Below are 26,556 nucleotides of genomic sequence, written 5' to 3'. Positions count from 1 at the left end.
CCGTCAGACCTTCCACGCGGCCAGCGCGTCGACGATCCCGTCGAACGACGGCCGGGTGTCGATGTCCTCACTCACGCAAGCCGCCGCGAGCGCTTCCAGGTCACTCGCCCCACCCCATGGGCGCGGCGCGCAGTGCGCGAGCAGTTCGCCGAGCAGATGGCCGAACGCGCGGACTTCCAGCCGTTCGAGCCGGGCGCCATGCCGTGCGTCGCTCGTGTCGTAGAACGATGCCGCACCGAAATCGCCCAGCAGCGCGCCGCCTTCACCGTCGTGCAGGATGTTGTGCGCATACAGGTCGCCATGCATGATGCCGCGCGCGTGCAGATGGCGTGCGGCCGACGCGATACCGTGCGCGATCCGCACGGCTTCTTCCGGCTCGAATCGCGCATCGGCCGCATACACGTCGCGCGTGCAGGTTGCGAAGCTCGGCGGCCCGGCCAGGTTCGCGAGCGCCGGGTCGACCAGTTCCATCACGAGGCCGTGCGTGCCGTCCGGATGACCGCGCACCTTGCCGATCACCGGGATCACGTTCGGGTGGCGGCCGGCGGCCAGGCACGCGGCCATTTCACAGTCGGGCAGCCCGTCGCTCGTCACCGCGCCCTTGAACAGCTTGACCGCGACCGCGCGCGGCGCATGACCGTCCGCATGCCATTGCGCGCGGTAAATGACGCCCGACGCGCCTTCACCCAGCTTCTGCTCGCACGAGAGCGACGCCCAGTCGACGTCCGCGACCTCCGGCCCGGCCGACGCTGCGGCTTCCGGTGCGGCGCTGAACGGATTGCCGGAGTATGCGAGCCACGCAAGGCGCGGCAGGCGCGGCAACCAGCCGGGCAGTTCGTCCAGCCGGTTCGCCGACAGGCGGACCAGCTCGAGCGCACGGCACGCGGCCATTTCGGCCGGCAGCGCGCGCAGCCGGTTGCCCGCGAGCATCAGCTTCTGCAATCGCGAGCAGTCGCCGATCTCGGCGGGCAGCGCATCGATTTCGTTGTCGGTAAGAATCAGCCAGCGCAGCGCGCGCGGCAGCGATCCGCGCGGCACCGTGCGGATCCGGTTCGCCTTGAAGCCGATCATGTCGAGTTGCGGACACGCGCCGAGCACGTCGGGGAAGGCGGTGAAGCGGTTGCCGGACGCGAACAGGATGCGCAGGCGATGCAGCCGCGGCAGGTCGTCCGGCAGCGCGGTGAGCGCATTGCCGGACAGGTCGAGCACTTCGAGCGTGTCGGCGAGATCGAAAATCTCGCGCGGAAATTCGGTCAGCCCGCACGCGAGCTTGAGTTGCCGGGCGCCCGACAATTGTCCGGCCTGCAGTTGTTCGAGAGTGGTGGTCACTGGGAGAAAACGGGTTGCGGTTGCGATGGTCGTCGGACCGGTCGCCCGAATTCTACCGGCATCGCCTTCGCGCACACCGCAATCGTGTCATACCCCCTTCACAAACGCGCAATGTGACGCTAGAATTGCGCCCCTTGCAGTGCAGTGCCGACGTGGTGAAATTGGTAGACACGCTATCTTGAGGGGGTAGTGGCGAAAGCTGTGCGAGTTCGAGTCTCGCCGTCGGCACCAGATGATGCGGTTTCTCCGCGTTTCGAGCATTTTCAAAAACCCGCGACAGCACATGGCCTCGCGGGTTTTTTGTTTTTATCGCGTTCGACGACACGATGCCGATGCAAGCCCGGCGCGCACCGGGAGATTCAAGCGCGGGGCGGATCTGCCCCAAGCATCTCGGCACACCCCGCTAAGCCAGCAACAGAAAATTGCGAACGACCGCCGACGGCTCGTCGCATCGCGACGCAATGGCCAACCTTGCACGCAGCGCATTACCCGCGAACGGCCGATAGACGACCCCGGCAACCTGCACCTGCGTAATCGCCTTCGGCACGACAGACACGCCCAGCCCGGCAGCGACCAGCGTTACCGCGGACGTGATCTGCGGCGCGGGTTGCGCCATCCGCGGCTCGAATCCGGCTGCGTTGCATGCGGCGACGATATCGTCGAACAGCGCGCTGCCGGCCTCCCGCGGCACCTGCACGAACGACTCGTCGGCCAGCTCGGCCAGATCGATGCGCCGACGCTGCGCCAGCCGATGCGCGACGGGCAGCGCGACGAACATCGGTTCCTCGTCCCAGTCGGACACTCGCAACGTCGCGGCGACACGACGCTGCGGCCGCACGATCGCGACGTCGAGGCGCCCCGCATCCAACTCGTCCAGCAGGACGCCCGAGGTCGCTTCCTGCAACGTCAGCTCCGCATCCGGAAACGCCTCCCGAAAGCGGCGAATCAGATCCGACACTTTCGAATTGAACGCCGCCGTCCCGGTGAAGCCGACCCGCAGATGGCCGGTTTCCCCGCGCGCAGCCCGTCTTGCCGCCCGTGCCGCACGCTCGGCATCGTCGAGCACGCGACGCGCCTCTTCAGCGAAGACCTCGCCCGCCAGCGTCAGCTCGGCGCCGCGCGCGGTTCGCTTGAACAGCTCCACGCCGAGTTCGCTCTCGAGCGCCTTGATCTGCTGGCTCAACGGCGGCTGACCGATGCCGAGCGTTTCAGCGGCCTTGGTGAAATTCGACGTGGCCGCCACGGCCAGAAAGTATCGGAGATGCCTGAGTTCCATTCGCTATGTGACCTCACGGTGAGCCGGGCCGGCCTGTCAGCCAGTGGTAAAACATATCGCTATGGTTTCTTTCATATATTGGACATATACATGACGGTGCGCAAGAATTCGGGCATTCCGTCGCACATCGAGTGCTCCATGTCCTCCCCTTCGATTTCCCGGCCCATGCCCGGAACGCAGAACGCCGCGCCCGACGCACTGCCTGCCGGCGTTTCCCCGCGCTCGGCCGCGTACAAGCGCATCGCGCTGGCGCTTTTCCTCGCCGGCTTTTCCACGTTCTCGCTGCTGTACTGCGTCCAGCCGCTGCTTCCCGCGTTCGCACGGGAGTTCGGGCTGGGAGCGGCGTCGAGTTCGCTGTCGTTGTCGCTGTCGACCGGGATGCTGGCGGTCTCGATTTTGTGCGCCGGCGCACTGTCCGAACGCGTCGGACGACGCGGGCTGATGTTCGCGTCGATGACGCTGGCCGCACTGTTCAATGTGCTCGCCGCGCTGTCGCCGAACTGGAACCTGCTGCTGGTCTGGCGTGCGCTCGAAGGTTTCGCGCTGGGCGGCGTCCCGGCGGTCGCGATGGCCTATCTCGCGGAAGAAATCGCGTCCGAGGGGCTCGGTTTTTCGATGGGGCTCTATGTCGGCGGGACCGCGTTCGGCGGCATGATCGGACGGATCGGCATGAGCGCATTGGAAGAGCACTTCTCGTGGCGCACGGCGATGCTGACGATCGGCGTCGTCGATCTCGTCGCGGCGGTCGCCTTCGTGATGCTGCTGCCGCAATCGCGGCGCTTCGTGAAGCGCACCGATCTGACGCTGCGTCACCATCTTCGGCTGTGGAACGCGCAACTGCGTCACGCCCGGCTGCCGTTCGTGTTCGCGATCGGCTTCCTGGTGATGGGCGCGTTCGTGACGATATACAACTACGCAGGGTTCCGGCTCACGGCGGCCCCCTTCAACCTGAGCTCGACCGAATGCGGCCTGATCTTCGGCGCCTACCTGTTCGGGATGGTGTCTTCATCGAGCGCCGGCGCGCTCGCCGACCGCCTCGGACGCGCACCGGTGCTGGTCAGCGGCATTCTCGTATTCGCGGCGGGCCTCGCGCTGACGCTGTCGCATTCGCTCGCCGCGATCGTCGTCGGCATCGTGCTCGTCACGATCGGCTTCTTCGTCGCCCATGCGGTCGCGAGCGGCTGGGTCGGTCACCTCGCGGGATCGGCGAAGGGGCACGCCGCTTCGCTGTACCTGCTTGCGTACTATCTCGGGTCGAGCGTCCTCGGCTCGGTCGGCGGGTCGTTCTGGCAACACGGCGCATGGGCGAGCGTCGCCGCGTATGTCGCGGTGCTGCTCGCGCTCGGGTTGCTGGCTGCACGGCGATTGGCTCGCGTGTAACGGGTGCGGTGGGTACCCCTGCGTTTTCCGGTCAATCGCCGCGTGCTGCACGCGCCGCCGATTCCGAACCGGTCAACGAATATCAGGAAATCGAACTAAATCTGCCGGGCACGTGGGTGAAGATCCGGGTGCGCGATGTGGCGGTGGATGTGCGTGGCCGCGCACAAGTGTCGGCTTCGTCGATGGTCGGATAATTCGACACCGAGGCAAACGGCGGCGCGACAGTCACGCGCGCCGTCCGCACTGCCGCGCGTTGCGCGTTACAACAACGGCAGCGTCAACCGAATATGCTCGGCGAACGCCGCCGTCAGATGCGACGGCCGTTTCCGGTCGAACCTCAGCGTAATGCCCACGGCCGGCAACGGCGGCAACCGCGGATCGCCGTTGACGATCGCCAGGTCGGCCGGCACTGCCGTCTGCGTCATCACCGCGAACGCCTGCCCCGAGCGCACCAGCGCGATCAGCCCCGCGAGACTGCTGCTCGCATACGCGACGCGGTAATCGCGGCCGGCGCGATGCAACGCTTCGCAGGCTGCGATGTGATCGAGCGTATCGCGATCGGAAAGCGCGAGCGGCAGCGGATCGAAATGCGCGGGCTCCAGCCCCGGATAGCCAATCCAGACCAGTTGCTCGCGGCGAATGATGTCGTCGTTCTCCCCGTCGTCCGGCAATGAAATCATCGCGAGATCGACCGCGCGTTTCTCCAGCTGTTCGAGCAGCCGCGGCGTCGGTCCGCATACGATTTCGACAATCGCCTGCGGGTGCTGGCTCGAAAACTGCCTCAGCAGCGACGGCAGAAACACCTCCGCGTAATCGTCCGGGCACCCGAACCGGATGGTCCCCGACAACCCCGTGCCGCACAGGTCGGCCATCGCCTCGTCGTGCAGCCGCAGGATGCGCTGCGCATGCACGAGCAACCGCTCGCCCGGGTGGGTCAGCACCACGCCGCGGCCGGTGCGCTGGAACAGCGGCTGGTCGACGATATCCTCGAGCCGCTTCATCTGCTGGCTGAGCGCGGACTGGGTCCGGCCGATGCGCGCGGCCGCGCGGCTGAGCGCGCGCACCTCGGCGATCACGACGAACGAACGCAGCAGGTCGATTTCGAGCGAAAGTCCCAAGGTATTAGCCCCTTTTCTACCTTGCATAAGAACTATTCGTTTCCATCAAACCAGACGCGCGCCTAGACTGCAAGCGATCCCTGCCCCCTTGCCCGGAGAAGCCCGATGTCCCTGAACGACGACGCAACCTTCTGGCGCAACGCCAGGCAGCATCTGGTCCGCTACGGCGGCACGTTCGAGCCGATGATCATCGAGCGCGCGAAAGGCAGCTTCGTCTACGACGCGGACGGCCGCGCGATCCTCGATTTCACGTCGGGGCAGATGAGCGCGGTGCTCGGCCACTGCCATCCGGAGATCGTCTCCGTCATCGGCGAATACGCGGGCAAGCTCGACCATCTGTTCAGCGGGATGCTGTCGCGGCCGGTCGTCGATCTCGCGACGCGCCTCGCCGACATCACGCCCGACGGGCTCGACCGCGCGCTGCTGCTCAGCACCGGCGCGGAATCGAACGAAGCGGCAATCCGGATGGCGAAGCTCGTCACCGGCAAGTACGAGATCGTCGGCTTCGCGCAGTCGTGGCACGGGATGACGGGCGCGGCGGCATCGGCCACATACAGCGCCGGCCGCAAGGGTGTCGGCCCGGCCGCCGTCGGCTCGTTCGCGATTCCGGCGCCGTTCACGTACCGGCCGCGCTTCGAGCGCGACGGCACCTACGACTATCTCGCCGAACTCGACTACGCGTTCGACCTGATCGACCGCCAGTCGAGCGGCAACCTCGCCGCATTCATCGCGGAGCCGATCCTCAGTTCGGGCGGGATCATCGAACTGCCGGAAGGCTATATGGCGGCGCTCATGCGCAAGTGCGAGGAGCGCGGGATGCTGCTGATCCTCGACGAGGCGCAGACGGGCGTCGGGCGCACCGGCACGATGTTCGCGTGCCAGCACGACGGCGTGACGCCCGACATCCTGACGCTGTCGAAGACGCTCGGCGCCGGGCTGCCGCTCGCGGCCATCGTGACGTCCGCGGCGATCGAGGAACGCGCGCACGAGCTCGGTTACCTGTTCTACACGACGCACGTGTCCGACCCGCTGCCCGCGGCCGTCGGCCTGCGCGTGCTCGATGTGGTGCAGCGCGACGGGCTCGTCGCCCGGGCCAACGCGATGGGCGACCGGCTCAGGCGCGGCCTGCTCGACCTGATGGAACGGTTCGACTGCATCGGCGACGTGCGTGGGCGCGGGCTGCTGCTCGGCGTCGAGATCGTCAAGGATCGCCGGACGAAGGAACCGGCGGACGGGCTCGGCGCGAAGATCACGCGCGAGTGCATGAACCTCGGGCTCAGCATGAACATCGTACAGTTGGCGGGCATGGGCGGCGTGTTCCGGATCGCGCCGCCGCTGACCGTCAGCGACGAAGAGATCGATCTCGGCCTGTCGCTGCTCGGTCAGGCGATCGAACGCGCGGTGTAACGGCGCGCTGTAACGCACTTCCCCGCATCGCACAATCCGTCTCGCCGGTTCGACCGACCGGCGCGACGGACTCCCGATCGATCAGCGCGCTTGCGCCGCCCACGCTTCGGCGTCGGCACCGGCTGGAATGTGCATCGGGCTCGACGGATCGGTCGCCGCGCGCCATACCGCTTCGGCAACGTCCTGCGCATGAGTGATCGGCCCCGACGCATCGAGCATGCGCGCAACGGCCTTCCCGACGAATTCCGCATAAGCCTCGTGTTCGAAGCCGTGCATGTGCGCACGCGCGTTGTCGCCGAAACGCGTGTCGGGCGCTCGGCCCGGCAGCACGAGATGCGCGCGCACGCCGAACTGTTCGAGTTCGACCGCCATCGATTCGGTGAACGCATTGACCGCCGCCTTGCTGGCGCGATACGCGCCGACCAGCGGCAGCACCTTCAGCGTGACGCTCGACGTGACGTTCACGACCACGCCAGCCCTGCGCCGGCGAAACTGCGGCAGCACGGCCTGCGTGACCGCGATCGTGCCGATCGTGTTGGTCTCGAACAGCGCACGCACCGTGTCGAGCGGCGTGAGTTCGGCCGGCGCGGCCGCGCCGAAGCCCGCGTTGTTGACGAGCACGTCGATCGGGCCGGCCGCGTCGATCGCGGCGCGGATGCTGTCCGCGTTCGTCACGTCGAGCGCCAGCACGCGCAGGCGTTCCGACGGCGGCAGTATGTCCTCGCGCGGCGTGCGCATCGTCGCGACGACCTGCCAGTCGCGAGCCAGGAAATGGCGGGCAATCTCGAGGCCGAAGCCGGAGGAACAGCCGGTGATCAGTACGGTCTTCATGCGAACTCCTGAGGTGTGTTGGGCATGTGTCCGTACGATAGATGGCCGGATCCGTATTCGCTACAATCGGAAATCCGATTTTCTTTTGTGAGAGTCCGGCAATGATCGACCCGTTGACCGAAGTCGTGACGCTGCTGCAACCGGGTGCGCGGTACTCCAAGTCCGTTCACGGCGCGAGCCCGTGGTCGATCAACCGCACGGTCGCCGGCGAGCCGTTCTATTGCGCGATCCTCGACGGCGGGTGCCGGATCGCGATCGACGGGCACCCGCCGATCGCGCTGCTGCCCGGCGACTTCATGCTGATTCCAGCGGCCTACGGCGTCGCGATGTCCAGCCTCGAACCGCCGCCGCCGGGTGCCGAAACCGCGCCGCCTATCGCACTCGACAACGGCGAATACCGGATCGGCGATCCGGGCAACCCGGTCGACACGCGGATGATGGCCGGCAACTGCAGCTTCGGTTCGCCCGACGCATCGCTGCTGGTGTCGCTGCTGCCGCAATTCGTGCACGTGCGCGGCGAACCGCGGCTGACCACGCTCGTGCAACTGGTCCGCGACGAATCGCGCGCGCAGCGGCCCGCGCGCGAGATCGTGCTGGCGCGCCTGCTGGAAGTGCTGCTGATCGAGGCGCTGCGCTTCACGGCCGGCACGAATGCATCGCCCGGCCTCGTGCGCGGGCTCGCCGACAATCGACTCGCGGCCGCGATCCGCGGCATGCACGCACGTCCCGCCCATCCGTGGACGGTCGTCGAACTCGCCAAGGAAGCGGCGCTGTCGCGCTCGACCTTCTTCGAACGCTTCAGCCGCGCGGTCGGCATCGCGCCGATGGAATACCTGCTCACGTGGCGGATGGCGCTCGCGAAGAACCTGCTCCGCCGCAACGAAGGCCGCATCGCCGAGATTGCCGGACGCGTCGGCTACAGTTCCGCGAGCACCTTCAGCGTCGCGTTCGCGCGGCACGTCGGGCGGCCGCCGGCGCAATATGCGCGCGACGAACAAGCGGCGGCGCACGAGGAATGAACCGCGCCCGCACGCCATTCCGCGCATCGCGATGCACGCCGGGGTCCCGCCCCGCTTCCCGCGCGATCGCCGGACGAACGGCCCGTGCCTGCCACCGCCATCGCGCGACCTGCGTACACTACCGGTCACGCAACGACAACGCGCGAGGCATCCGATGACGACAGCGAAAACGGATATCTGCACGCCCGACCACTGGCTTGTTGCGCACCGCGATCAGGAAACCGGCATCGAAAGCCTGCATGCGCATTTCAACGGCCATGCATACGATGCGCACGATCACGACGACATGCTGGTCGGCTTCACCGAACAGGGCGTGCAGCGTTTCCAGTGCCACCGGTCGCTGCATACGAGCGTGCCGGGCCGCGCGATCCTGATCGAGCCGGGTGCGATGCACGACGGCCATGCGCCCGAAGCGGGCGGCTTCACCTACGGGATGCTGTACCTGCCCCAGGCATGGGTCGAGTACGCGGCGCGCCGGCTGGATCTGCCGGGCCTCGGCAGCGTCGAAGCCGCATTCGGCCATACGCTCGTCGACGACCGCGGCCTCGTCGACGCGATCCGGCAGGCGTTTCTCGCGATCCACGGCAACGAGGGCCGGCTTGCGCGCGACCAGACGCTCGATCGCCTGCTGACTCGGCTCGGCGGCGAACTGCGCGGCCCGCTCGCGCTGGAAAGCGGGGTCGTGCCGCCCGCGATCGCGCGCGTGCGCGATCTGCTGCATGCGCAGATGGACGGCAACCTCGGGCTCGACGAACTGGCCAGCGTCGCCGGGATCGACCGGTTCCGGCTGACCCGACTGTTTCAGCGCGCGTTCGGCACGTCGCCGCACGCGTATCTGGTGCGCTTGCGGCTGCGCGCCGCGAGGCGGCTGCTGGCAGCCGGCCGCACGCCCGCACAGGCGGCCGCGGACGTCGGCTTCGCCGACCAGAGTCATCTGGGCCGCTGGTTTCGCCGCGCGTACCGGATCACGCCGGCCGCGTACCGGCAAATGTGCACAAACGTTCCAGACTGATCGCGCGCGGCATCCGATCATGAGTGCCCCAATGAGGAGCAAGCATGTTCGATACGAAGGTGGCACTGATCGTGCGCGACGATCTCGCGGCGTGGCAGAAACTCAATGTCGTCGCGTTTCTCGCGACGGGCGTCGCGGCCGGCGCACCCGAAGCGCTCGGCGAGCCTTACGAGGATGCGGCCGGGCATCGCTACGGCCGCATGTTCGGCCAGCCGATGCTGGTGTTCGCGGCCGATTTGAACGGCCTGCAGGCCGCGCACCGGCAGGCGCTGTCGCGCGAACTCCGGATCGTGCCGTACGTACGCGCGATGTTTTCGACGGGGCACGATGCGGCCAACCGCGAAGTGTTTCGCGCCGGGGACGCGGCAAATCTCGATTTTGTCGGGTTGGCGCTGCACGGGCCGAAGAAGGCCGTGGACAAGGCGGTCAAGGGGCTGGCGTTGCATGCGTGACACATCGCGCACCGCCCCGCGCGAGAGGAACCGGTAGCGCGGACGACCGGAAATCCCGATAATTTAGCCCGATGGCGGCACACTCGCCATCACCGCATAGATAATGATCCGGATGGATGGCGACAGAGAGGGGGGCCTCGAATGCGCGATGAGAACGTCCGCACCCGCTGCTTTCACAGCAGAAGTGCCGAAGAAGTGTCCGAATACATCGGCAACATCTGCACCGGCAATCGTTTCGTTCCTCGTCACGCCACCGCGAACGACGTCGACATCGTCGGGCGCACCTGGAACGACGTCGGCATCTACGATTTCGACAGCCGCGCACCGTTCAGCTTTGAAACCGAGGAAATCCGCTCCAACTATCTGTTTGTGCTGTGCACGCACGGCAGCGCGCAACGCACAAGCGGTCACGACAAGACGATCTGCAAGATCGACGACGTCGTGCCGACTTCATCCGTCGGCGTCGCCAAAACCGAATCGGGCAGCGACGGCTTCGGACATCGCTCGATCGTCGTCAGCGCAGAGCGGCTTGGACGCTTTCTCGATCAATGGACCGGAAGGGAACTGGCTCAGCCGATTCGCTTCGCGCTGCGCCCGCTGGATCCGCATGTCGCGTCGGAATGGAAGATCGCCACACACTGCCTGTATCAGATGACGAGCATGGCACCGATGCCGGACACTGCGATCGAATCGTTGTTCGAGCACATGCTCAAGACGCTGGTGACCGGCCATTCCAGCAACTACAGCGCGTTGCTCACGCGTGAGCGCTATACCGCCGACCGGCTGACCCATTCCGCGATCGCTTTGATCCAAGCCGACCCGATGCGCTGGAAAACGCTGAGCGCCGTTGCACTCGCGCTCGGCTGCGCAGCCAGCGAACTGGAAAGCGGCATCGTGCGCGCGACCGGCAAGCCCGTCCGGGACCTGTTCTACGACGCGCGCATGCAGGCAGTCAACGGTGCACTGCGTGGTAAGCAGGATCTGCCGTTCGCCAGCACGCTTCGCCAATACGGTTTCTCGTTGTCGAAGCGCTTCGCTTATGCGTACTGGTTGCGTTTTGGCGAACTGCCCGATGCAACCTATCGACGCAACCCGAACGGAATGGGCCGCGTGTCTCCGTCACCGGCGTTGCGCGACGCGTTGTGCGAACGCACGATCAACCAGTTCATCGACGCGTCGCTGGACCAGTCGATCGACCTCTCCGACCTCGCACGGTTCGTCGGGCTCAGCGAAGCGGCAACGATTGCCGCGTTCAAGGCGTGCTTCTCGCGCACGCCGATCCAGTACGTCATCGAGCGCCGTCTCGAACGGGCCCGAAGGCTTCTGCAGGATACGCCGACCAGCATCGTGACGATTGCGCTCGAATGCGGATTCGGCTCCCAAAGCCATCTGACGACGACCATGAAGAAGCATTTCGGCGTCACGCCGCATCAGCTCCGGGTGTCTCGTTCGAAATCGCCGCATTGATCGGCCGGCACTGGATTGCACGACCGCGATCGCTGGCACGCGCATCAGGTCGCGTCGACCAGCAGCGAGACGATGTCGATCAGTTCCGCGACGAGCAGCGCCGTCGCGCCGATCACGATCGCGGCAAGCACGCCTCCGCGGCGGTCGATGCGCTTCATGGATCACTCCCGGTCGTCCGGTCGCCGACGCCCCGGCTTGCGGCCCGCGAAACTCGCCGACGGCCCGACAGACAACCGTCGCATCGCTCATGTCGCCAGGCAAACGCGTCGGATGTCATCGGAAGAATCGTCCGAGAAAGCGCACGAGGCCCCGCTCGCCCGACACGGCGACACGCGGCAACCGGAACGGGTCGTCGCGCTCGCTCGCATGCCCGCGCACGGTCGTCGTCGCATTCCGGAATCCCGCATCGACGACGAGCCGACGCACATTTGCGTTCCACGATCCGTACGGATAACAGAACGACACGACGGGCCGCCCGATAGCGACTTCGAGCTGCTGCTTCGAGTGCGCAATCTGCCGCCACGCGTCCGACACCGGCACATCGGGCAGCGCGACATGATCGATCGTGTGCGCGCCGACCTCGTGCCCGTGCGCAAGCCATTCGAGCATCGCATCGCGGTCCATCAGCGCCGCCTCGCAGGTCGCGAGATGGTGATCCCAGTCGTTGCTGCCGCCGAGCTTGCCCGACACGAAGTAACAGGTCGCGGTAAAACCGAGCTCGTCGAGCACCGGCATCGCGTGGTCAAGCACGTTGCGAAATCCGTCGTCGAACGTGATGCCGAACAGTCTGGCGCGCGACTCGCGCGGCCAGCGTTGCTGCAGTTCCGCAACCGACACACCGCGATAGCCCAGCGCCTTCAGCAGCCGCATCTGTCGGCGAAACGCGTGCGGCGCGACGCTCAGACTGCGCAGCACGTCCGTCTTCGCGGGTAACGCCCGGATCTGGTGATACATCAGGATCGGACACGTTGCGGCCCGCACCGACGGGCAGGCCGCGACGTCGGGGATGCCCTCGGCGCCGGTTTGTCGAATCGGCGTCGCGCTCATGACGTGACGGCCGGTTGCCGGATCGATTCCTGATACACGGACTTCGTTTCCTCGATGAATCTCGCGAAGCAGAACTCGCGCTCGCTCTTGAGTCGCGCCGCGCGCCCCATCGACCTAACGAGTTCGGGTCGTTCGGCGATTCCGCACAGAATCGCGGCAATCGCGTCGGGGGCCCGCGGCGGCACGATCCAGCCGTCGATGCGGTCGTCGACGTTTTCCGGCAATCCGCCGACGTTCGTCACGATTACCGGACACCCCATCGCCATCGCTTCGCGGCACGCGTACGAAAGACTCTCGTGGTACGACAGCACGAACGACACATCCGTCATCGCGAGCGTGTCGCGCGTGCAATCGATCGGCCCGACAAACGCGACCAGCGGATCGACGCCGCTACGTTCGACATAAGTGCGCTGCGCGGGCGTCGGCCAATCCCCGGCGAGCAGCACGCGAAACCTGCCGCGCACCGAGCCCGGCAATCGCGCGAGCGCATCGATCAGATCGCTCCAGCCTTTGTGCGGCGCCGTTCCCGCGACACTGCCCAGCACGATCACGTCGTCCGCCGCGTCGCCGAAGCACGCGATCCTGCTGCACCGGACTTCGTCCGGCGTCAACGCATGCGTGGCCGTGCTCACGCCGTGCTTGACAACCGTGATGTCACCGTACGGCGACTGCCGCTCGAGCATCTGGCGCACATAGTCGCTGACCGCGATCGTCCGGTCCGTAGCAAGCCGCGCACGCAGGAAATTCCCCATGCTGTCAGCCGCATAGGTGTTGTGTTTCGTGAAGACGATCGCGGGCCGCTGGCGGCAGCCAAGCAGCGCGAGCATGACCTGCCGGTGATCCGCGGATCCGTTCACATGCACGATATCGAACCGCGAGCGGGCAATCAGGTCGCGCAATCGTGCAAGTTCGGGCAGGAATTCGCGCCACTTCGGCTTGAACTGCAAGTCGACGACTGCGATCCCGGACTCCGCGCACACCAGCCGCGACAGGCGGCTTCCCGCCGGAGACGCGACCGTGATCCGATGCCGGCGACTCATCCCGACAGCGAGATCGCGAATATAAGTGTCGTGGCCTCCGCCGTTGCCGCCGTGGAAATTGGTGTACAGGATTCTCATGTCTTCTTTCATTTGACGGTCAACGCACGAGCGCCCTCTTCCCCGAATTTCCCGACTCCGGTTCGCAGTTCGTTCTTCCGGTCATGTATATCGATCTCGCAACAGCTCAATTCCAATAATTAAAATCCGGCAGCGACCTCCCCGAAAATCCGGGAAATTACGTTCCAGGGGAGATCCCAACAATAACTCCCCTTGCCAAAATAATTGTATTGAATTCGAAAGCGCGCCGCTTTCAATATATTTATCGAATATCCTGAAAGTAGAGAGTGTTGCACTCGCGGCGCCAAACATTCCGGACTGAAAACCACAAAGAACGAATTCAGAACAATTGAATTCGATTGCATCGCCAAGCAAATGCAATCGAAGGTAATTTGGTGCGCGGCCGGAGGAAAAAATATTCGACATCGACAATCCTGCCGAACAAGAATATTTAAACCTAAATATGATTCTTATATTTCATCGCCTATGAAATCAATGAAATATCAACAAAATCGATTTGACTTTAATCGAGAACCGTCAGGTCGTATCCGTAACGCATTGCCGCGATAAAAAGCGGCCCGACCTGCCCTCATCCGCGCGGGGCCTTCGCATCCTCCACGCGCCACGTGCGACGCTGCCGCGTCAGCCGGCCTGCCGCCAGTCTCGCGGCTTGCCACCACGCGAATGGCCGGGGATCGGCAAGCATGCTGAGTGCACGTGCATAGTCGAGCGTGAGACCTGGCGTCCACGCCATCGTGGTCGCGCGCTTGCGGATCTGGGCCGCGACCCACAACTCCGGCGTCACGAGCACGCGCACGAAACCTCCCCAGCCCGCACGATCGCCGCGCAGCCGGCCGATCGCGCCGTCAATCGCTGCTTCCAGCGCATGCGCAACCGTGCTCGAACAGTTCCGGTGCGTAAGGTTGTAGGTAGTGTCCGCCCGATAGTGTTCCCAAAACGCCGCCAGTTTCACCGGATCGTAATTGCGGATTCGGACGCGCGCCGTCGACGGACACCATGCGTTCGATTCCGTCGCGTAATCCGGCTGGAAGATGCCTGGCACATCGTTTTCGCGGGTCGCGCGCAGGATTCGGCCGAATTCGTCCGGCGACCGGTCGATCTCGACGCCCGGATAGAGACTGATATATATGCCCTCCGGCGATTCGAGCGCCGCGTGCCCGGTCGAGATCGTTCCGTTGACATCGACCGCCGCGATATAGCGATCGACGATCGGATGGTGCTGGGCCGGCGCTTTCGACGATCCGGTCGGCGTCCACACATGAACCGTCAGCGCGCGCTCGTGGTCGGCCGGCGGGCCGTCCCATTCGGTGCGGTCGAAGCGGCGCTCAATGTCCGCCGGGGCTGCGTCCGGCCATAGCGCGGATTGCCGTGAGCGGTTCAGTGCCGGATTGCGAACGAGTTGCCGCGCGCGCGACGCGAGCGACATCAGATTGGTTCCCCCGAAGATCAGGAACAACCCGAGGCAATACGGCAGTGTCCCAGCATAATGGGTCGGGTACGGCTGGTAGAAAAACAACGCAATCAGCATTTCGACGCTACCCCACGCGAAGGCGACCCGCCACCGTCGGTAGCGCACAAGCCATGCGGACACGCACTGAAGCAGGCCATCGACAAGGAACAGCGTGCCGAAGATCATCGACAGGATGAAGTTGCCGTGGTGATGCCCGGCAAAGATCAGCACTGCTGCCACCACGACCGCGGTCCCCTTCGCGTAGCGCAATATGCGTTGCCCGCCGACGCCTGTCCACGCGACGGCGAGCGTCGCCAGCCCCTCCGCGAGAAAGAGCCACGCGAACAGCGTGATCGGGAAATGCATCGCGCCGTCGAGCGCGTCGACAAACACGACGAGCCCGGCGACCGTCCAGGCGACGCCGATCCAGAAGATCGCGCGGGCACGCGTGCGCAGATAGTCGACGCCCAACAAAAGCAACACGAGTCTGACCATGTTTCCTTCCATCGCGCCGGGCTGCGCCGGCGTCGTTCAATCGTTTCCCATCATGCGTGTGATGTGCATGACGTGCGTGATGTGTCGTGCAACTGCGCGAACGGCAGCGACGCGCGGATCGCCGCCGAGTAGTCCCGATCGATCGTTGCATCCGATGCACGCTGGATCAGGCTGCGCGCCTTCAGCACGTCGAAGGGCATCGAGTTGTCCAGCAATCCGAGCTCGTGCCCATAGCGGTCCGCGTAGCCGCTCAGCAGGACCTTCCAGCTATAGCGAACGTCGGGCGTGATGGCGTGGATATGGCGCAGGATGTTCGTCGTGCAGTTGTTGAACAACGTGTTGTAAAACTCCGGATCCCGCTCGAGCACATGAATGCGGCGCAGATAGTCGACGAACAGCGCCCGCACGGTCGCACGCTCGACCGCCGCGCGGAACAGGTAAACGCGCTCCCTGCGCACGTCCGTTCGCACGCCGATCAGATCGCGCTCGTCGGCTACGACATATGCAAGGTCGTACAACGGCAGGAAACCGGCATACGGCGAATATCGTTGCCCGCGACGTCGGCGCGTCTCGATCGAGATCGCCAGATGACGGCCGTCGTCGAACCCGAAACTGACAAAGGCGTGCGCGATCGCCTCCGCGGTCCATCGGGATACGACGAGATCGACGGAGTTCACCTCGGCGAGCGCGTAGGTCGCGTCGTAATAGCCCGGCGTGCAGTCGTCGCGGGTGCGATACGCAAAATCGCGCACGTCGCGTACGGTGACGCGCGTTCCGCGCCATTCGACGCGGGCAGCGCGTTCGTATTCCGGGACCCAGACCGGCGCCGCGCGCTTGGCGCGGATCAGTGATGACAAATGGTTCATGTCGATCGTGTCACGCTGTTCAAGCGTCTTAACGTGTCGCGGATCGAGTGGGGCGCAGCGCGATCCGTTCGCCCACTCAGTGCGATGCCTCAGCGAACGCTCGCGATTGCGTCGGGCCGGCTTGCGAAGTCACGACAGAAATAGGTTTTGAGACATGCAGACGATTCGCGAAGTCTGCCACCGCGAACGACAACTCGTAGTTCGCCACCGGCACAGCGATTTTTTCAACGCTCATATTATTCTTATTCACCTTAACCGCCTGGCCGTCATTCGAAATCCACGCCCCGCCATACCATGCTTTTGGACACATTACCCATTTATCGTCAAATTTCTCCACGGGCGTCGCATAGCCTGCCGCCCCGCCCAAACTCGACACATAACCCGCGACAGCCATTCTGTGACTGGCACCGTTTTCAGTGACAAGCAAGAATCCATCCTCTGGCTTTCCGCATCCCCCTTCCCCCTTGCCCACGGGAATCACATACTTTCCGGGAAACTCGGTCGAAGGCGCTGTCGTCGGAATCAATGAAACCGGCACGCCGTCAATTGCATAAATTGAATCGACCGCATTTCTTTTGACCATCAGAGCAAAAGACGGATCAATATCGACACCATCGACCACCGCTGGCGATGCTGCATCGGTCGGGAGCATCGCATAGTATATCTTGCCTTTTTCATCCCAATACGATATCACCGCCAAAGGATTTTTATTATTCCAGATCTGCGGGAATGTAACGACCGAGGAGATTACTCCCTGATAGGCAACAGGATCAGCCAAATTGATAGCAACATCCAGGCTCAGGTTCAACGCCTCCGCATATTGCCCGACAAAGTCCTGGTAAGCTCCCATCCATTGTTTTGTCAAAGCATATTCTTTCAACAAGCTGGAATCGTATGCCGCGCCCGCCGGCATGAAAATGTTAAGCCCCCCGGTTTCGATTCGCGAAGTACCGGCGGACCGATGGATAACGACCTTATTAATCAGCGGCGTAATGACAGCATCAGTGGTAGCCAGGGGCGGCTCCAGACCATCGGTCAGCCCCCGGGACAACTGCATGAGGTCCACGACGTCCGTAGCGGTTGTCCAGTCAGTCGAAAAAGATTGGGCTTCCGATCTGATTTTCGCCATCTGAAGAGTCGAGTAATTTCCGGACTTCAGTTCCGCCCCTAAGTCATTGATTGCGGCAAGAAGCTGCGGCACCTGACTCAGATCCAACACCGAGAACGTGAAATCGGCGTTATACCGGGTATACGTGAAGTACGTATTCGCAATCAATTCCCCGAGCGCCTCTCCGTCCATGTCGGGTTTGCTTGCTATCCCGGCGACGATGCTTGCGTAATCCCAAGGGTGGTATTCCAGATCCTCGGAGGCTGCGAGATAACGGCCATAAGGCTGCAATGCCGCGGCCACCTCGACGCTTGCCATCATGCAGGCATCGAAGCCTATCAAGTCGAAGCTCGCGCCGGTGATTTTCTTCGCACCGTCGAAAGCGGAAACCAGATCCGTAAGAGACAGATGTGAATTTCCGACGAATCCGAATCCCCGATAGCTGCCGCCGTGATCGTTCAAAATGATCGTATAACGCTTGGCCGGATAATTCCGGATGCCCCAGACCAGGAAGTCACGCAACGTATCCGGCCTTGTCATATCCTGCTGGCCGAGATCGGCGAGCTTGGTTTTCTGCCCGTCCCGAAGCACCCAGCGTTGAGTATGCGACCAATCGACCCCGTCTACCACGCCGTTTCCTGCCCCCGTCGTCACTACGAGATTCAGTCTGGTGCCGGCCGTCGCCGCTGTCATCTGCCCCAGACTTTTCTGCGCATTGAGGGTCATCGTCGGATCGGCCCCGACCATATAAACCAGCAGCGTATGATCGGCAGACGTCGACGAATCGATGTCATCGCCCCCGCCGCCGCAGGCACTGAGGAAAACGATCAGAAAACCACCGACGATGGACAGCAAATGTCGGCGCACCTCTCTCAGAATGATTTTCATCTTCCCCTCGGACCGTCCGTTTCAGCGAATTATCGGGGGAGGTTAAATCATTTGTGCCGGCGTCTCTTTTACAAAAATCGCGAAATATATTGAAATTCGCGCCGTGTGAGGTGCCTTCAATCTCGTGCTTTCTGCGCACGGAACCGTGCGCTTTGCGGGTGCGGCAGTCAGCCATTCAAGATTCGATTGTGCGGTCAGCGATGCGCCAGCCCGTTGACGAGCTTGCCGAACGGATCGCGCACGTAGATGCGCCGCACACCCCACGGCTCGTCGGCCGGGCCGTATTCGACAGGGACGCCCGCCGCATGAACGCGCGCGCGCGCTTCGTCGAGATCGTCAACCTCGATCGACAGATCGGGCGTCGACGTGCCCGACCCGCCCTGCGATGCGAAGCTGATCTGCACGTCCATCTGTTCAGTATTGCCGTAGGTCGCGATCCAGCCATGATCCATCAACAGATCGAGACCGAAGATGTGCTGATAGAAGCGCTTTGCTTCGTCAACGGATCGCGTGTCGATATTGGCGACGATTCGTTTGACCTTCATCGGGTTTCTCTGCAAGGCGAGGATGTAGCTGATTTGACTACGATCGAAGCCAGATCGGCTACAGATTTCCCGCAGAAACAGGCAATGCACCTGTCGTACCGAAGCATCCGGGAAGGACGCAAAAAAGCTGCCGGCCCATTGCAGGCCGGCAGCTTCCTTCATCAACCGCCGAGATAAGCCTGCTTGATCCGATCATTAGCAAGCAAATTCGCGCCCGTATCCGCAAGCACCACGCGCCCCGTTTCGAGCACGTAGCCGCGATCGGCCACGCCGAGCGCCTTGTTCGCGTTCTGCTCGACGAGGAACACCGTAACGCCTTCGTCGCGAATCGTCCGGATGATGTCGAAGATCTGCGCGATCACGAGCGGCGCGAGGCCGAGCGTCGGCTCGTCGAGCAGCAGCAAGCGCGGCTTGCTCATCAGCGCCCGGCCGATCGCCAGCATCTGCTGCTCGCCGCCCGACATCGTGCCGGCCCGCTGCGTCGCACGCTCCTTCAAGCGCGGAAACAACTTGAACACGTGCTCGATGCCGTCGTCGATCTCATGACGGCTCGCGAAGAACCCGCCCATCTTCAGGTTCTCGAGCACCGTCAAACTCGGGAACACGCGACGCCCTTCCGGCGAAATCGCCATCCCCTGCCGCATGATCTGGTGCGTCGACATCGCGGTGATGTCGTTGCCCTCGAACAGCACGCGGCCCGACGATGCGCGCGGCGTGCCGCACACGGTCATCATCAGCGTCGTCTTGCCGGCGCCGTTGCTGCCGATCAGCGTGACGATCTCGCCCTTCTTCACCTCGATCGACACGCCCGCGAGCGCCTCGACCGCGCCGTAGTGCGTATGGACCTGTTCCAGCTTCAGCATCACTCTTCCCCCAGATACGCCTTGATCACGCGCGGGTCGTTGCGGACCGCTTCCGGCGTGCCGATCACGATCGGCCGGCCGTGCTCCATCACGAGGATGCGGTCCGACACGCCCATCACGAGGCTCATGTCGTGTTCGATCAGCAGCACCGACACGCCGAACTCGCGGCGCAGCTTGTCGATCAGGTGCTGCAGCTCGATCTTTTCCTGCGGGTTGAGACCGGCCGCCGGCTCGTCGAGCATCAGCAGGCGCGGCTCGGTGATCATGCAGCGCGCGATCTCGAGACGCCGCTGGTGCCCGTACGACAGCGTGCCGGCCGGCCGGTTGGCGACCGACTTCAGCCCCATCCGTTCGAGCCACACGGCCGCGCGTTCGAGCGCTTCCTTCTCGGCGCGGCGATACGCGGGCGTCGAGAACAGGCCGGGCAGCAGCCCCGCCTTCACCTTGCGATGCTGCGCGACGAGCAGGTTCTCGACGACCGTCAGCGACTTGAACAGGCGGATGTTCTGGAACGTGCGCACCAGGCCCTTCACCGCGATCTTGTGGCTCGGCAGCCCCGCGATCGGATGGCCGTCGAGCACGACGTCGCCGCCGGTCGGCTTGTAGAAGCCGCCGACGCAGTTGAACACCGTGGTCTTGCCCGCGCCGTTCGGCCCGATGATCGCGAACACCTCGTCGCGGCGCACGTCGAAATCGATGCCGTCCACCGCGAGCAACCCGCCGAAGCGCATCTGCAGCCCGGCGACCTTCAACAGTTCTGCATTCGTGCTCATTGGGGCAGCTCCACGTGGGGACGGCTCGCGGGCAGCAGGCCCTGCGGACGCCACATCATCATCAACACCATCACCAGACCGAAGATCAGCATCCGGTACTCGGCGAAGCCGCGCGCGACTTCCGGCAGCACGGTCAGCAGGATCGCCGCGAGAATCACGCCGAGCTGCGAGCCCATCCCGCCGAGCACGACGATCGCGAGGATCAGCGCCGATTCGATGAAGGTGAACGATTCAGGATTCACGAGGCCCTGACGCGCCGCGAAGAACGCACCGCCGATACCCGCGAACGATGCGCCGAGCGTGAACGCCGACAGCTTGATGCGCGTCGGGTTGAGGCCCAGCGACCGGCAGGCGATCTCGTCATCGCGCAGCGCTTCCCACGCACGGCCCATCGGCATGCGGATCAGGCGGCTCGTCACGAACAGCGTGAAGCCCACCAGCAGCAGCGCGATCAGGTACAGGAAGATCACCATGTGCTCGCCGCTGTATTCCAGCCCGATCAGTTCATGGAACGTCTTCGCGCCTTCGACGCTCGCCGAGCGCGCCATCTCGAAGCCGAACACCGTCGGCTTCGAGATGCCCGAGATGCCGTCCGGGCCGCCGGTGAGGCTCGTCAGGTTGTTCGCGAGCAGGCGGATGATTTCGCCGAAGCCGAGCGTGACGATCGCGAGATAGTCGCCGCGCAGCCGCAGCACCGGGAAGCCGAGCAGGAAGCCGAACGTCGCCGCCGCGATCGCGGCGAGCGGCAGGCATTCCCAGAACGACAGCCCGAAATACTGGTTCAGCATCGCGTACGTATAGCCGCCGACCGCGTAGAACCCGACATAACCGAGATCGAGCAGCCCCGCGAAGCCGACCACGATGTTCAGCCCGAGGCCGAGGATCACGTAGATCAGCGCGAGCGTCGCGACGTCCACCGCGCCGCGCGAGCCGAAGAACGGCCACACGAGCCCGACCGCGAGCAGCACCCACACGACCACGCGCTGCTGCTGCGCGCCCATCGCGGGCATCGCCGGCAACTTCACCGCCGATTTCGCACGCACGAGCCACGGCTTGAACAACTGGAACAGGAACACGGCCGCGACCGCGATCCACACCGGCCGCCAGTGCGGCGTGAGCACGACCTGGTAGCCGTCGAGCTTCAACTGCAGCCCGAGCACCGGAATCGTGAGGATCGCCGTCAGGAGCGCGGCGGCCATGGCATTCTTCAGCGCCTGGCCGAACGAAGCGTCGGCGGCCGGGCGGCGAACGGAAATGACTGTACTCATCTGCGTCTCCCTTAGACCTTTTCGATGTCCGACTTGCCGAGCAGGCCGGTCGGGCGGAAGAGCAGGATCAGCACGAGCAGGCCGAACGCGACGACGTCCTTGTACTCGGCCGGCATGTAGCCTGCGGCGAAGGTTTCTGCGAGGCCCAGCAGCACGCCGCCGAGCATCGCACCCGGGATGCTGCCGATCCCGCCGAGCACCGCGGCGGTGAACGCCTTGATGCCCGCGACGAAGCCGATATACGGATTCAGCTTGCCGATCGTCAGCCCGATCAGCACGCCGCCGACGGCGGCCAGCATCGCGCCAAGCACGAACGTGAACGAGATCACGCGGTTCGTGTCGATGCCGAGCAGGTTCGCCATCTTCATGTCCTCGGCGCACGCGCGGCACGCACGGCCCATCCGCGAATGCGAGATGAAAAGCGTGAGCGCGATCATGAGCACGATCGTCACGCAGACGATCAGCAGACGCGCATACGGAATCGTCACGTCGAAGTCGCCGCCGAGATGGATCTCGAACGCGCCGGAGATCAGCACGGGCACGGATACGTCACGTGCGCCCTGGCCGATCTGCACGTAGTTCTGCAGGAAGATCGACATGCCGATCGCGGAGATCAGCGGCACGAGGCGCGGACCGCCGCGCAGCGGCCGATATGCGACGCGCTCGACCGCGAAGCCGTACAGGCCGGTGACGATCACCGACACGATCAGTGCGGCGCCGAGCACGAGCGGCAGCGGATAGCCGGCGGAGATGCCGATGGCGGTCAGGGTCACGAGGCCCACGTACGCGCCGATCATGTAGATCTCGCCATGGGCGAAGTTGATCATGCCGATGATGCCGTAGACCATCGAATAGCCGATGGCGATCAGCGCATAGATCGCACCCAGCGTCAGGCCGTTGACCAGCTGCTGGGCGAATTGCGGAAAGAAGTCAGTCATGTGCGGGAAGCTCCCGTTGGCGCCGCGTCGCGCGCCGCGCCGGATCACGGCTGCGGCCGCGCGCAACGCACGGTGTCGTCTCGGGCCGCCCGTTAGCCGCGGAACGGCCAAATGCGCACGCGCCCCGCCCGGGTGACGGGCAGGGCGGGTGCGCGGGGCGGGTACTCCGTATTACTTGGCGGCGGTCTTCGTCGCGTCCTTGTGCCACGTGTACACGACGAACTTGAACGCCTTCAGGTCGCCCTGTGCGTCATACGACACCTTGCCGATCGGCGTGTCGAACGTCGTCTTGTGCATGTACGCGGCGACCTTGGTCGGATCGGTCGTCTTCGCGCCCGCGATCGCGTCGGCGATGATCTTCACCGCTGCGTACGACGGCATCTGGAACGGGCCGTTCGGGTCGCGCTTCTTGTCCGCGAACGCCTTCACGAGCGCCGCGTTGGCCGGGTCGGCCGAGAAGTCGGCCGGCAGCGTGACGAGCATGCCTTCCGAAGCAGGGCCGGCGATTGCCGTCACGTCCTTGTTGCCCACGCCTTCAGGCCCCATGAACGTTGCCTTCACGCCCTGCTCGCGCGCCTGGCGCATCAGCAGGCCCATTTCCGGGTGGTAGCCGCCGAAGTAGACGAAATCGACGCCTTGCGACTTCAGCTTCGTGATGATCGCCGAGTAGTCCGAATCGCCGGCGTTGATGCCTTCGAACAGCACGACCGGGATCTTCGCGGCTTCGAGGTCCTTCTTCACCGACGACGCGATGCCCTGGCCGTACGACTGCTTGTCGTGCAGGACGGCGACCTTCTTCGGCTTCACGTTGTTGATGATGTAGTGCGCGGCGGCCGGGCCTTGCTGGTCGTCACGGCCGATCGTACGGAAGATGAAGTGGCGCTTCTTGCCTTCGGTCAGCTGCGGCGCGGTGGCCGACGGCGTGACCATCACGATGCCTTCGTTCTCGTAGATGTCCGATGCGGGAATCGTCGAACCCGAGCACACGTGGCCGATCACGTACTTGATCTTCTGGCTGACGATCTTGTTCGCGACGGCGACGGCCTGCTTCGGTTCGCATGCGTCGTCCATCAGCACGACTTCGAACTTGTTGCCGCCCGCACCGCCAGCCGCGTTGATCTGCTCGATCGCGGTCAGCGCGCCGGCCTTCACCATGTCGCCATATTGGGCGACCGAGCCGCTCATCGGACCAGCGATGGCGATCTTCACGGTTTCCGCTTGCGCGGCGGCGGCGCCCGCGGCGAACAGCACGGCGGCGACGGAAATGGACGTAAGACGGGACAGCGTCATCTGGGAGCTCCTCGATGTTGTTTAGTCATACGGGCAAAGGCGGCATGACTTGCGCAATCGAACAGCACCCGGGGCGAGGACATGGGACACGCCCGAGACACATAGAAGACGGAACTCCGGCGGAATGTTGCGTAGCGGGGCCCGGCTCTTGCAGTCCCCGAAGGGGACGTCTGGTTCGGAAAGACATCGTGATGCGTCTTGCATTGCGCAAGCGTTTCGCCTGCCCCGCTTGCCAAATCGCTTGATCGGAGGGATGGTCCGACAGCTGTTGGCAAGGCAGTCGAAATTATATGGGGGTTTTTAAATCGTCTGTCAAAAATGCCGGTCGACCGAGGGAAAACACGTAGGGATGGGGTGGCGACCGGAGGGCAACCGGGCGAGAGCGAGAACGTTTGCTTTCGGTGCAATCGGGTTGCGCTGGAGGGTGTCGGGGTGGGTTGTTTCCTTGCTGGGTATGGTGTTTGGCGATCTCTGGTCGTGTGTGGAGCGTGTTTGGTCTGCTAAGGGTCCGATCGTTGGAAATCAATCAGCTGACGATTTGAAGGGGAAGCACCAATACGGGGCGCTCGGCGTGGGCGGTAAATCCTTCTGTTTGCTGACAGATCAGGGTGTTTAGAAAGCTCGTTGATATTTGTGTGAAATAATACGAATTCGCCTCTGCAATCCAGCCAGCCTTCCCGCGAGCCGCGCCCGCCGCGCCTCGCCGTCGCCTCAGGGCCGCTTCGACGCCCGTCCGTCGTTCAGTCTCGCCAGCCAGTGATCTGCCGTTTTTGCTCAATGCACATCACCTGATTGGGATCGCCGATGAATCATCCTTTTCGCTTGTCTTCCGCCGCCGCGCTTGCGTGGGCGCTTTCTGTTTCTGCTGCCGATGCTTCGGGGCGCGATACGCTGGCCGATCGGGCCGGCGGTGCCAATGTGTTTCGTTCGGAGCGGCGTGCTGCTGCTCGTGATGATGGGCATGCGGCACGTATGAGCCGTCGCCGCGTGCAGTACGCTGCGCCCGTGGAGCGTAGTCCGTTCGATACGCCTGATACGCGGCCGTTGCGTGCGTCGGGCGATAGGCTTGTGGCACCGCCGCCTTCGTCGGAGCACGAACCCGATTTGGTATTGCCCGCGAATCGCGTCGCGCTCGGCTCAGGTGGCAGCGATAGTCTTGGCCGCGCGTTGCCTGGATATGAACAGCGCGAGCAGAACTGGAACGAGTACCTGCGAGATAACGGCTCGCGACCAGCTGGTGGTGGCGGCTCGTATGCGCCGACACGGCCGTACGATGCCGCGCGCGGCCCGCACGGTACGCCGAATCCGTTCGATCCGTCCGTGCCGCAACCGGAGACGCGCACGTTCTATGACAACGGCGCGGGCACGCGTTGCACGGCTACCGGCGGTGCGAGGACGTCGCGGTCGTCTTGCAATATCGCCTGGTGATGCGTTGGAGCGGCTGGTAGCAGCAGCCCTACCCGGCGCGCTGCGCGACTTCGCGCAGCGCGGCCGCATCTTGCGGCGTTGCCTTTTACAACTGAGTGATGATCAGCCTGCCAGGCTCAATATCGATTCGCGCCTTTCGGCCCGGGACAAAACACGCATCGCTGATCAGCCACATTCCACCAATCTTCATGTACGGGTAGAACTTCTCCGGCTTGAGGTCCGTTTTCGGCGTACCCCACATTTCCTGGATCGTTACGAAACGTTCCGTCTTCGGTGGTCGTGCTTTATGATTCGGCTTAGCCATGGGCAACTCTCCATTAGTTGGCTGTGGTTAGCGGGTCGTGAGTGTTGGTAGCACTTGCGGCCCGCGCTCGTTTACTGCGGCGGTTTGATGGTTTGGATTCCTCCTTTGTTGGTGGTTCGACAGAAACGTTGCTGCGGCGTGTGAATCAGGACGTTCGGCATATCCGTCCACGCGCGCGATCATCATCAGCGGGACATTGCCTATTAGACAGTGTTCGTTGCTTGAGCACACGTTAGCCATTGGTTATAGGCAGACAATGAGGTCAATGCTCACGGCCATTGCGGGAGTTGATGGCGAACGTCGATCCGTCGCAGTGCGCGATTGATCGGAACTTGACGATTCGAAACAGTCCGATTGGATCGGACGAGCTGCATGAGTTTGTCTCGATACGGAGGCGATTGCTGCTCGATCTTTTTGTCGTGCGGGCGCACCGAAAATTGCTTACGGGTGATGTCCGGTTTCGGCATCTCGCTCGGACGGCTAGCGACCCACCGCGGGCGCTCACTCAAGATCCAGATCGGGGCGGATTCTGACGCAATAACGGATGCTCAACAAGTCTGCGGACAGAGGTGGCCTCACTCGTTCGGACAGTTTTCTGAGATTTCTAAGTGGAACGTCCGAGGCAATCATGCTGCCGATTTGATCGCAGGCAGCGTCGCGAAGTATGCCTCATCCGGCGTCCGATCCGCCAGGCTCGAATGGGGCCGTTTTCGGTTGTACAGCTCGATGTAGTCGCCGATGGAGCGCCGGGCATGGCGAACCTGTCCGCATTTTTGTGGGCGAGGCGGTTGAACAACGCGTTATCCACGCGCCTGGGTGAATCGTTCACCGAACAGGATAGCAAACTGGTTCATTGCTGATTTCCAGTCGAACGCTGCCCGCAC

Annotated in this window: 25 protein-coding genes, 1 tRNA gene and 1 pseudogene; 9 read left to right on the top strand and 18 right to left on the bottom strand. The window is 63.9% G+C overall.

Annotated features, from left to right (window positions below; translation table 11 throughout):
• Positions 1–3 precede the first annotated feature (3 nt).
• A complete protein-coding gene (locus tag GD429_RS09950) occupies positions 4–1,329 on the bottom strand; it encodes a protein kinase (RefSeq protein WP_321574505.1) in 1,326 nt (441 codons plus the stop codon).
• A 146-nt stretch (positions 1,330–1,475) separates the two neighbouring features.
• Between GD429_RS09950 and GD429_RS09945 the strand changes: the two genes are divergently transcribed.
• A tRNA-Leu gene (locus GD429_RS09945) sits at positions 1,476–1,560 on the top strand.
• Positions 1,561–1,732: 172 nt separating this feature from the next.
• Here the strand turns inward: GD429_RS09945 and GD429_RS09940 are convergent.
• The gene (locus GD429_RS09940; protein WP_152856781.1) at positions 1,733–2,605 is read right to left on the bottom strand and encodes a LysR family transcriptional regulator; all 873 of its coding nucleotides are present in this window, start codon (positions 2,603–2,605) and stop codon (positions 1,733–1,735) included.
• A gap of 138 nt (positions 2,606–2,743) precedes the next feature.
• Here GD429_RS09940 and GD429_RS09935 point away from each other — a divergent pair, with 138 nt between their 5' ends.
• Together GD429_RS09935 and GD429_RS09930 are read left to right on the top strand one after the other, a co-directional pair.
• Entirely contained in the window at positions 2,744–3,985 is a 1,242-nt protein-coding gene (locus GD429_RS09935; RefSeq protein WP_152856780.1) for an MFS transporter, read from the top strand.
• 8 nt (positions 3,986–3,993) lie between these two features.
• Positions 3,994–4,179 (top strand): hypothetical protein, encoded by a 186-nt coding sequence (locus tag GD429_RS09930; protein ID WP_152856779.1) that lies wholly within the window; start codon positions 3,994–3,996, stop codon positions 4,177–4,179.
• A gap of 66 nt (positions 4,180–4,245) precedes the next feature.
• Here the strand turns inward: GD429_RS09930 and GD429_RS09925 are convergent, their stop codons facing one another.
• On the bottom strand, positions 4,246–5,130 hold the full coding sequence (locus GD429_RS09925) for a LysR family transcriptional regulator (protein ID WP_152856778.1): 885 nt from the start codon (positions 5,128–5,130) through the stop codon (positions 4,246–4,248).
• A gap of 78 nt (positions 5,131–5,208) precedes the next feature.
• Between GD429_RS09925 and GD429_RS09920 the strand changes: the two genes are divergently transcribed.
• On the top strand, positions 5,209–6,510 hold the full coding sequence (locus GD429_RS09920; protein WP_152856777.1) for an aspartate aminotransferase family protein: 1,302 nt from the start codon (positions 5,209–5,211) through the stop codon (positions 6,508–6,510).
• Between the two features lie 81 nt (positions 6,511–6,591).
• Here GD429_RS09920 and GD429_RS09915 read toward each other — a convergent pair whose 3' ends face one another.
• Positions 6,592–7,341, bottom strand: coding sequence for an SDR family oxidoreductase (locus GD429_RS09915; RefSeq protein WP_152856776.1), 750 nt, complete (start codon positions 7,339–7,341; stop codon positions 6,592–6,594).
• Positions 7,342–7,382: 41 nt separating this feature from the next.
• Here GD429_RS09915 and GD429_RS09910 point away from each other — a divergent pair, with 41 nt between their 5' ends.
• From GD429_RS09910 to GD429_RS41810, 4 genes are all read left to right on the top strand, one after another.
• Positions 7,383–8,360 (top strand): AraC family transcriptional regulator, encoded by a 978-nt coding sequence (locus GD429_RS09910; protein WP_152856775.1) that lies wholly within the window; start codon positions 7,383–7,385, stop codon positions 8,358–8,360.
• 154 nt (positions 8,361–8,514) lie between these two features.
• Positions 8,515–9,372 (top strand): AraC family transcriptional regulator, encoded by an 858-nt coding sequence (locus tag GD429_RS09905; protein WP_152856774.1) that lies wholly within the window; start codon positions 8,515–8,517, stop codon positions 9,370–9,372.
• Between the two features lie 44 nt (positions 9,373–9,416).
• Positions 9,417–9,824, top strand: a complete 408-nt coding sequence (locus GD429_RS09900) for a DUF2000 domain-containing protein (RefSeq protein ID WP_152856773.1) — start codon at positions 9,417–9,419, stop codon at positions 9,822–9,824.
• Between the two features lie 195 nt (positions 9,825–10,019).
• Entirely contained in the window at positions 10,020–11,291 is a 1,272-nt protein-coding gene (locus tag GD429_RS41810; protein WP_193727089.1) for a helix-turn-helix transcriptional regulator, read from the top strand.
• 273 nt (positions 11,292–11,564) lie between these two features.
• Here the strand turns inward: GD429_RS41810 and GD429_RS09890 are convergent, their stop codons facing one another.
• From GD429_RS09890 to GD429_RS09835, 12 genes are all read right to left on the bottom strand, one after another.
• Complete coding sequence (locus GD429_RS09890) at positions 11,565–12,245, bottom strand: polysaccharide deacetylase family protein (protein WP_227791612.1); 681 nt, start codon at positions 12,243–12,245, stop codon at positions 11,565–11,567.
• Positions 12,246–12,334: 89 nt separating this feature from the next.
• A complete protein-coding gene (locus tag GD429_RS09885) occupies positions 12,335–13,456 on the bottom strand; it encodes a glycosyltransferase (protein ID WP_152856770.1) in 1,122 nt (373 codons plus the stop codon).
• Positions 13,457–13,537: 81 nt separating this feature from the next.
• The gene (locus tag GD429_RS09880; protein ID WP_152856769.1) at positions 13,538–13,861 is read right to left on the bottom strand and encodes a hypothetical protein; all 324 of its coding nucleotides are present in this window, start codon (positions 13,859–13,861) and stop codon (positions 13,538–13,540) included.
• Between the two features lie 163 nt (positions 13,862–14,024).
• Positions 14,025–15,401: an HdeD family acid-resistance protein gene (locus tag GD429_RS09875; protein ID WP_152856768.1), complete on the bottom strand. Its 1,377-nt coding sequence runs from the start codon at positions 15,399–15,401 to the stop codon at positions 14,025–14,027.
• 50 nt (positions 15,402–15,451) lie between these two features.
• Positions 15,452–16,267 (bottom strand): DUF4105 domain-containing protein, encoded by an 816-nt coding sequence (locus GD429_RS09870; protein WP_152856767.1) that lies wholly within the window; start codon positions 16,265–16,267, stop codon positions 15,452–15,454.
• Positions 16,268–16,343: 76 nt separating this feature from the next.
• Positions 16,344–18,263 carry a clostripain-related cysteine peptidase gene (locus tag GD429_RS09865; RefSeq protein WP_152856766.1) on the bottom strand — a complete coding sequence of 640 codons (1,920 nt, stop codon included), beginning with the start codon at positions 18,261–18,263 and terminating at the stop codon, positions 16,344–16,346.
• 194 nt (positions 18,264–18,457) lie between these two features.
• Positions 18,458–18,808 (bottom strand): VOC family protein, encoded by a 351-nt coding sequence (locus GD429_RS09860; RefSeq protein WP_152856909.1) that lies wholly within the window; start codon positions 18,806–18,808, stop codon positions 18,458–18,460.
• A gap of 161 nt (positions 18,809–18,969) precedes the next feature.
• Positions 18,970–19,671 (bottom strand): ABC transporter ATP-binding protein, encoded by a 702-nt coding sequence (locus GD429_RS09855; protein ID WP_011659407.1) that lies wholly within the window; start codon positions 19,669–19,671, stop codon positions 18,970–18,972.
• Positions 19,671–20,444, bottom strand: coding sequence for a high-affinity branched-chain amino acid ABC transporter ATP-binding protein LivG (gene livG, locus GD429_RS09850; RefSeq protein ID WP_111018740.1), 774 nt, complete (start codon positions 20,442–20,444; stop codon positions 19,671–19,673). Before livG ends, GD429_RS09855 begins: the two co-directional genes overlap by 1 nt.
• A complete protein-coding gene (locus GD429_RS09845) occupies positions 20,441–21,712 on the bottom strand; it encodes a high-affinity branched-chain amino acid ABC transporter permease LivM (RefSeq protein WP_152856765.1) in 1,272 nt (423 codons plus the stop codon). Before GD429_RS09845 ends, livG begins: the two co-directional genes overlap by 4 nt.
• Positions 21,713–21,723: 11 nt before the next feature.
• Positions 21,724–22,650, bottom strand: coding sequence for a high-affinity branched-chain amino acid ABC transporter permease LivH (livH, locus tag GD429_RS09840; protein WP_124662888.1), 927 nt, complete (start codon positions 22,648–22,650; stop codon positions 21,724–21,726).
• Between the two features lie 171 nt (positions 22,651–22,821).
• Positions 22,822–23,940, bottom strand: a complete 1,119-nt coding sequence (locus tag GD429_RS09835) for a branched-chain amino acid ABC transporter substrate-binding protein (protein WP_027781249.1) — start codon at positions 23,938–23,940, stop codon at positions 22,822–22,824.
• 1,110 nt (positions 23,941–25,050) lie between these two features.
• On the opposite strand from GD429_RS09835, the gene GD429_RS41000 reads away from it, so the two are divergent.
• Positions 25,051–25,368 (top strand): hypothetical protein, encoded by a 318-nt coding sequence (locus tag GD429_RS41000; RefSeq protein WP_227791606.1) that lies wholly within the window; start codon positions 25,051–25,053, stop codon positions 25,366–25,368.
• Between the two features lie 85 nt (positions 25,369–25,453).
• Here the strand turns inward: GD429_RS41000 and GD429_RS09825 are convergent, their stop codons facing one another.
• Positions 25,454–25,672, bottom strand: a complete 219-nt coding sequence (locus tag GD429_RS09825; protein ID WP_065501341.1) for a hypothetical protein — start codon at positions 25,670–25,672, stop codon at positions 25,454–25,456.
• Between the two features lie 626 nt (positions 25,673–26,298).
• A pseudogene (locus GD429_RS09820) lies at positions 26,299–26,436 on the bottom strand (integrase core domain-containing protein); the annotation flags it as partial.
• Between the last annotated feature and the right edge of the window lie 120 nt (positions 26,437–26,556).

Source organism: Burkholderia sp. BE17, assembly GCF_009362305.1.
GTDB classification, from domain to species: Bacteria; Pseudomonadota; Gammaproteobacteria; order Burkholderiales; family Burkholderiaceae; genus Burkholderia; species Burkholderia pyrrocinia_C.
This window is presented reverse-complemented; position numbering and strand designations above follow the sequence as displayed.

Excerpts from the sequence above, each read along its gene's own strand:
- GD429_RS09940 (WP_152856781.1), bottom strand. The coding sequence starts at position 2,605 with ATGGAACTCAGGCATCTCCGATACTTTCTGGCCGTGGCGGCCACGTCG.
- GD429_RS09935 (WP_152856780.1), top strand. The coding sequence starts at position 2,744 with ATGTCCTCCCCTTCGATTTCCCGGCCCATGCCCGGAACGCAGAACGCC.
- GD429_RS09925 (WP_152856778.1), bottom strand. The coding sequence starts at position 5,130 with ATGCAAGGTAGAAAAGGGGCTAATACCTTGGGACTTTCGCTCGAAATC.
- GD429_RS09920 (WP_152856777.1), top strand. The coding sequence starts at position 5,209 with ATGTCCCTGAACGACGACGCAACCTTCTGGCGCAACGCCAGGCAGCAT.
- GD429_RS09915 (WP_152856776.1), bottom strand. The coding sequence starts at position 7,341 with ATGAAGACCGTACTGATCACCGGCTGTTCCTCCGGCTTCGGCCTCGAG.
- GD429_RS09910 (WP_152856775.1), top strand. The coding sequence starts at position 7,383 with ATGGCCGGATCCGTATTCGCTACAATCGGAAATCCGATTTTCTTTTGT.
- GD429_RS09905 (WP_152856774.1), top strand. The coding sequence starts at position 8,515 with ATGACGACAGCGAAAACGGATATCTGCACGCCCGACCACTGGCTTGTT.
- GD429_RS09900 (WP_152856773.1), top strand. The coding sequence starts at position 9,417 with ATGTTCGATACGAAGGTGGCACTGATCGTGCGCGACGATCTCGCGGCG.
- GD429_RS09890 (WP_227791612.1), bottom strand. The coding sequence starts at position 12,245 with ATGTATCACCAGATCCGGGCGTTACCCGCGAAGACGGACGTGCTGCGC.
- GD429_RS09885 (WP_152856770.1), bottom strand. The coding sequence starts at position 13,456 with ATGAGAATCCTGTACACCAATTTCCACGGCGGCAACGGCGGAGGCCAC.
- GD429_RS09880 (WP_152856769.1), bottom strand. The coding sequence starts at position 13,861 with ATGTCGAATATTTTTTCCTCCGGCCGCGCACCAAATTACCTTCGATTG.
- GD429_RS09875 (WP_152856768.1), bottom strand. The coding sequence starts at position 15,401 with ATGGTCAGACTCGTGTTGCTTTTGTTGGGCGTCGACTATCTGCGCACG.
- GD429_RS09870 (WP_152856767.1), bottom strand. The coding sequence starts at position 16,267 with ATGAACCATTTGTCATCACTGATCCGCGCCAAGCGCGCGGCGCCGGTC.
- GD429_RS09865 (WP_152856766.1), bottom strand. The coding sequence starts at position 18,263 with ATGAAAATCATTCTGAGAGAGGTGCGCCGACATTTGCTGTCCATCGTC.
- GD429_RS09860 (WP_152856909.1), bottom strand. The coding sequence starts at position 18,808 with ATGAAGGTCAAACGAATCGTCGCCAATATCGACACGCGATCCGTTGAC.
- GD429_RS09855 (WP_011659407.1), bottom strand. The coding sequence starts at position 19,671 with ATGCTGAAGCTGGAACAGGTCCATACGCACTACGGCGCGGTCGAGGCG.
- livG (WP_111018740.1), bottom strand. The coding sequence starts at position 20,444 with ATGAGCACGAATGCAGAACTGTTGAAGGTCGCCGGGCTGCAGATGCGC.
- GD429_RS09845 (WP_152856765.1), bottom strand. The coding sequence starts at position 21,712 with ATGAGTACAGTCATTTCCGTTCGCCGCCCGGCCGCCGACGCTTCGTTC.
- livH (WP_124662888.1), bottom strand. The coding sequence starts at position 22,650 with ATGACTGACTTCTTTCCGCAATTCGCCCAGCAGCTGGTCAACGGCCTG.
- GD429_RS09835 (WP_027781249.1), bottom strand. The coding sequence starts at position 23,940 with ATGACGCTGTCCCGTCTTACGTCCATTTCCGTCGCCGCCGTGCTGTTC.
- GD429_RS09825 (WP_065501341.1), bottom strand. The coding sequence starts at position 25,672 with ATGGCTAAGCCGAATCATAAAGCACGACCACCGAAGACGGAACGTTTC.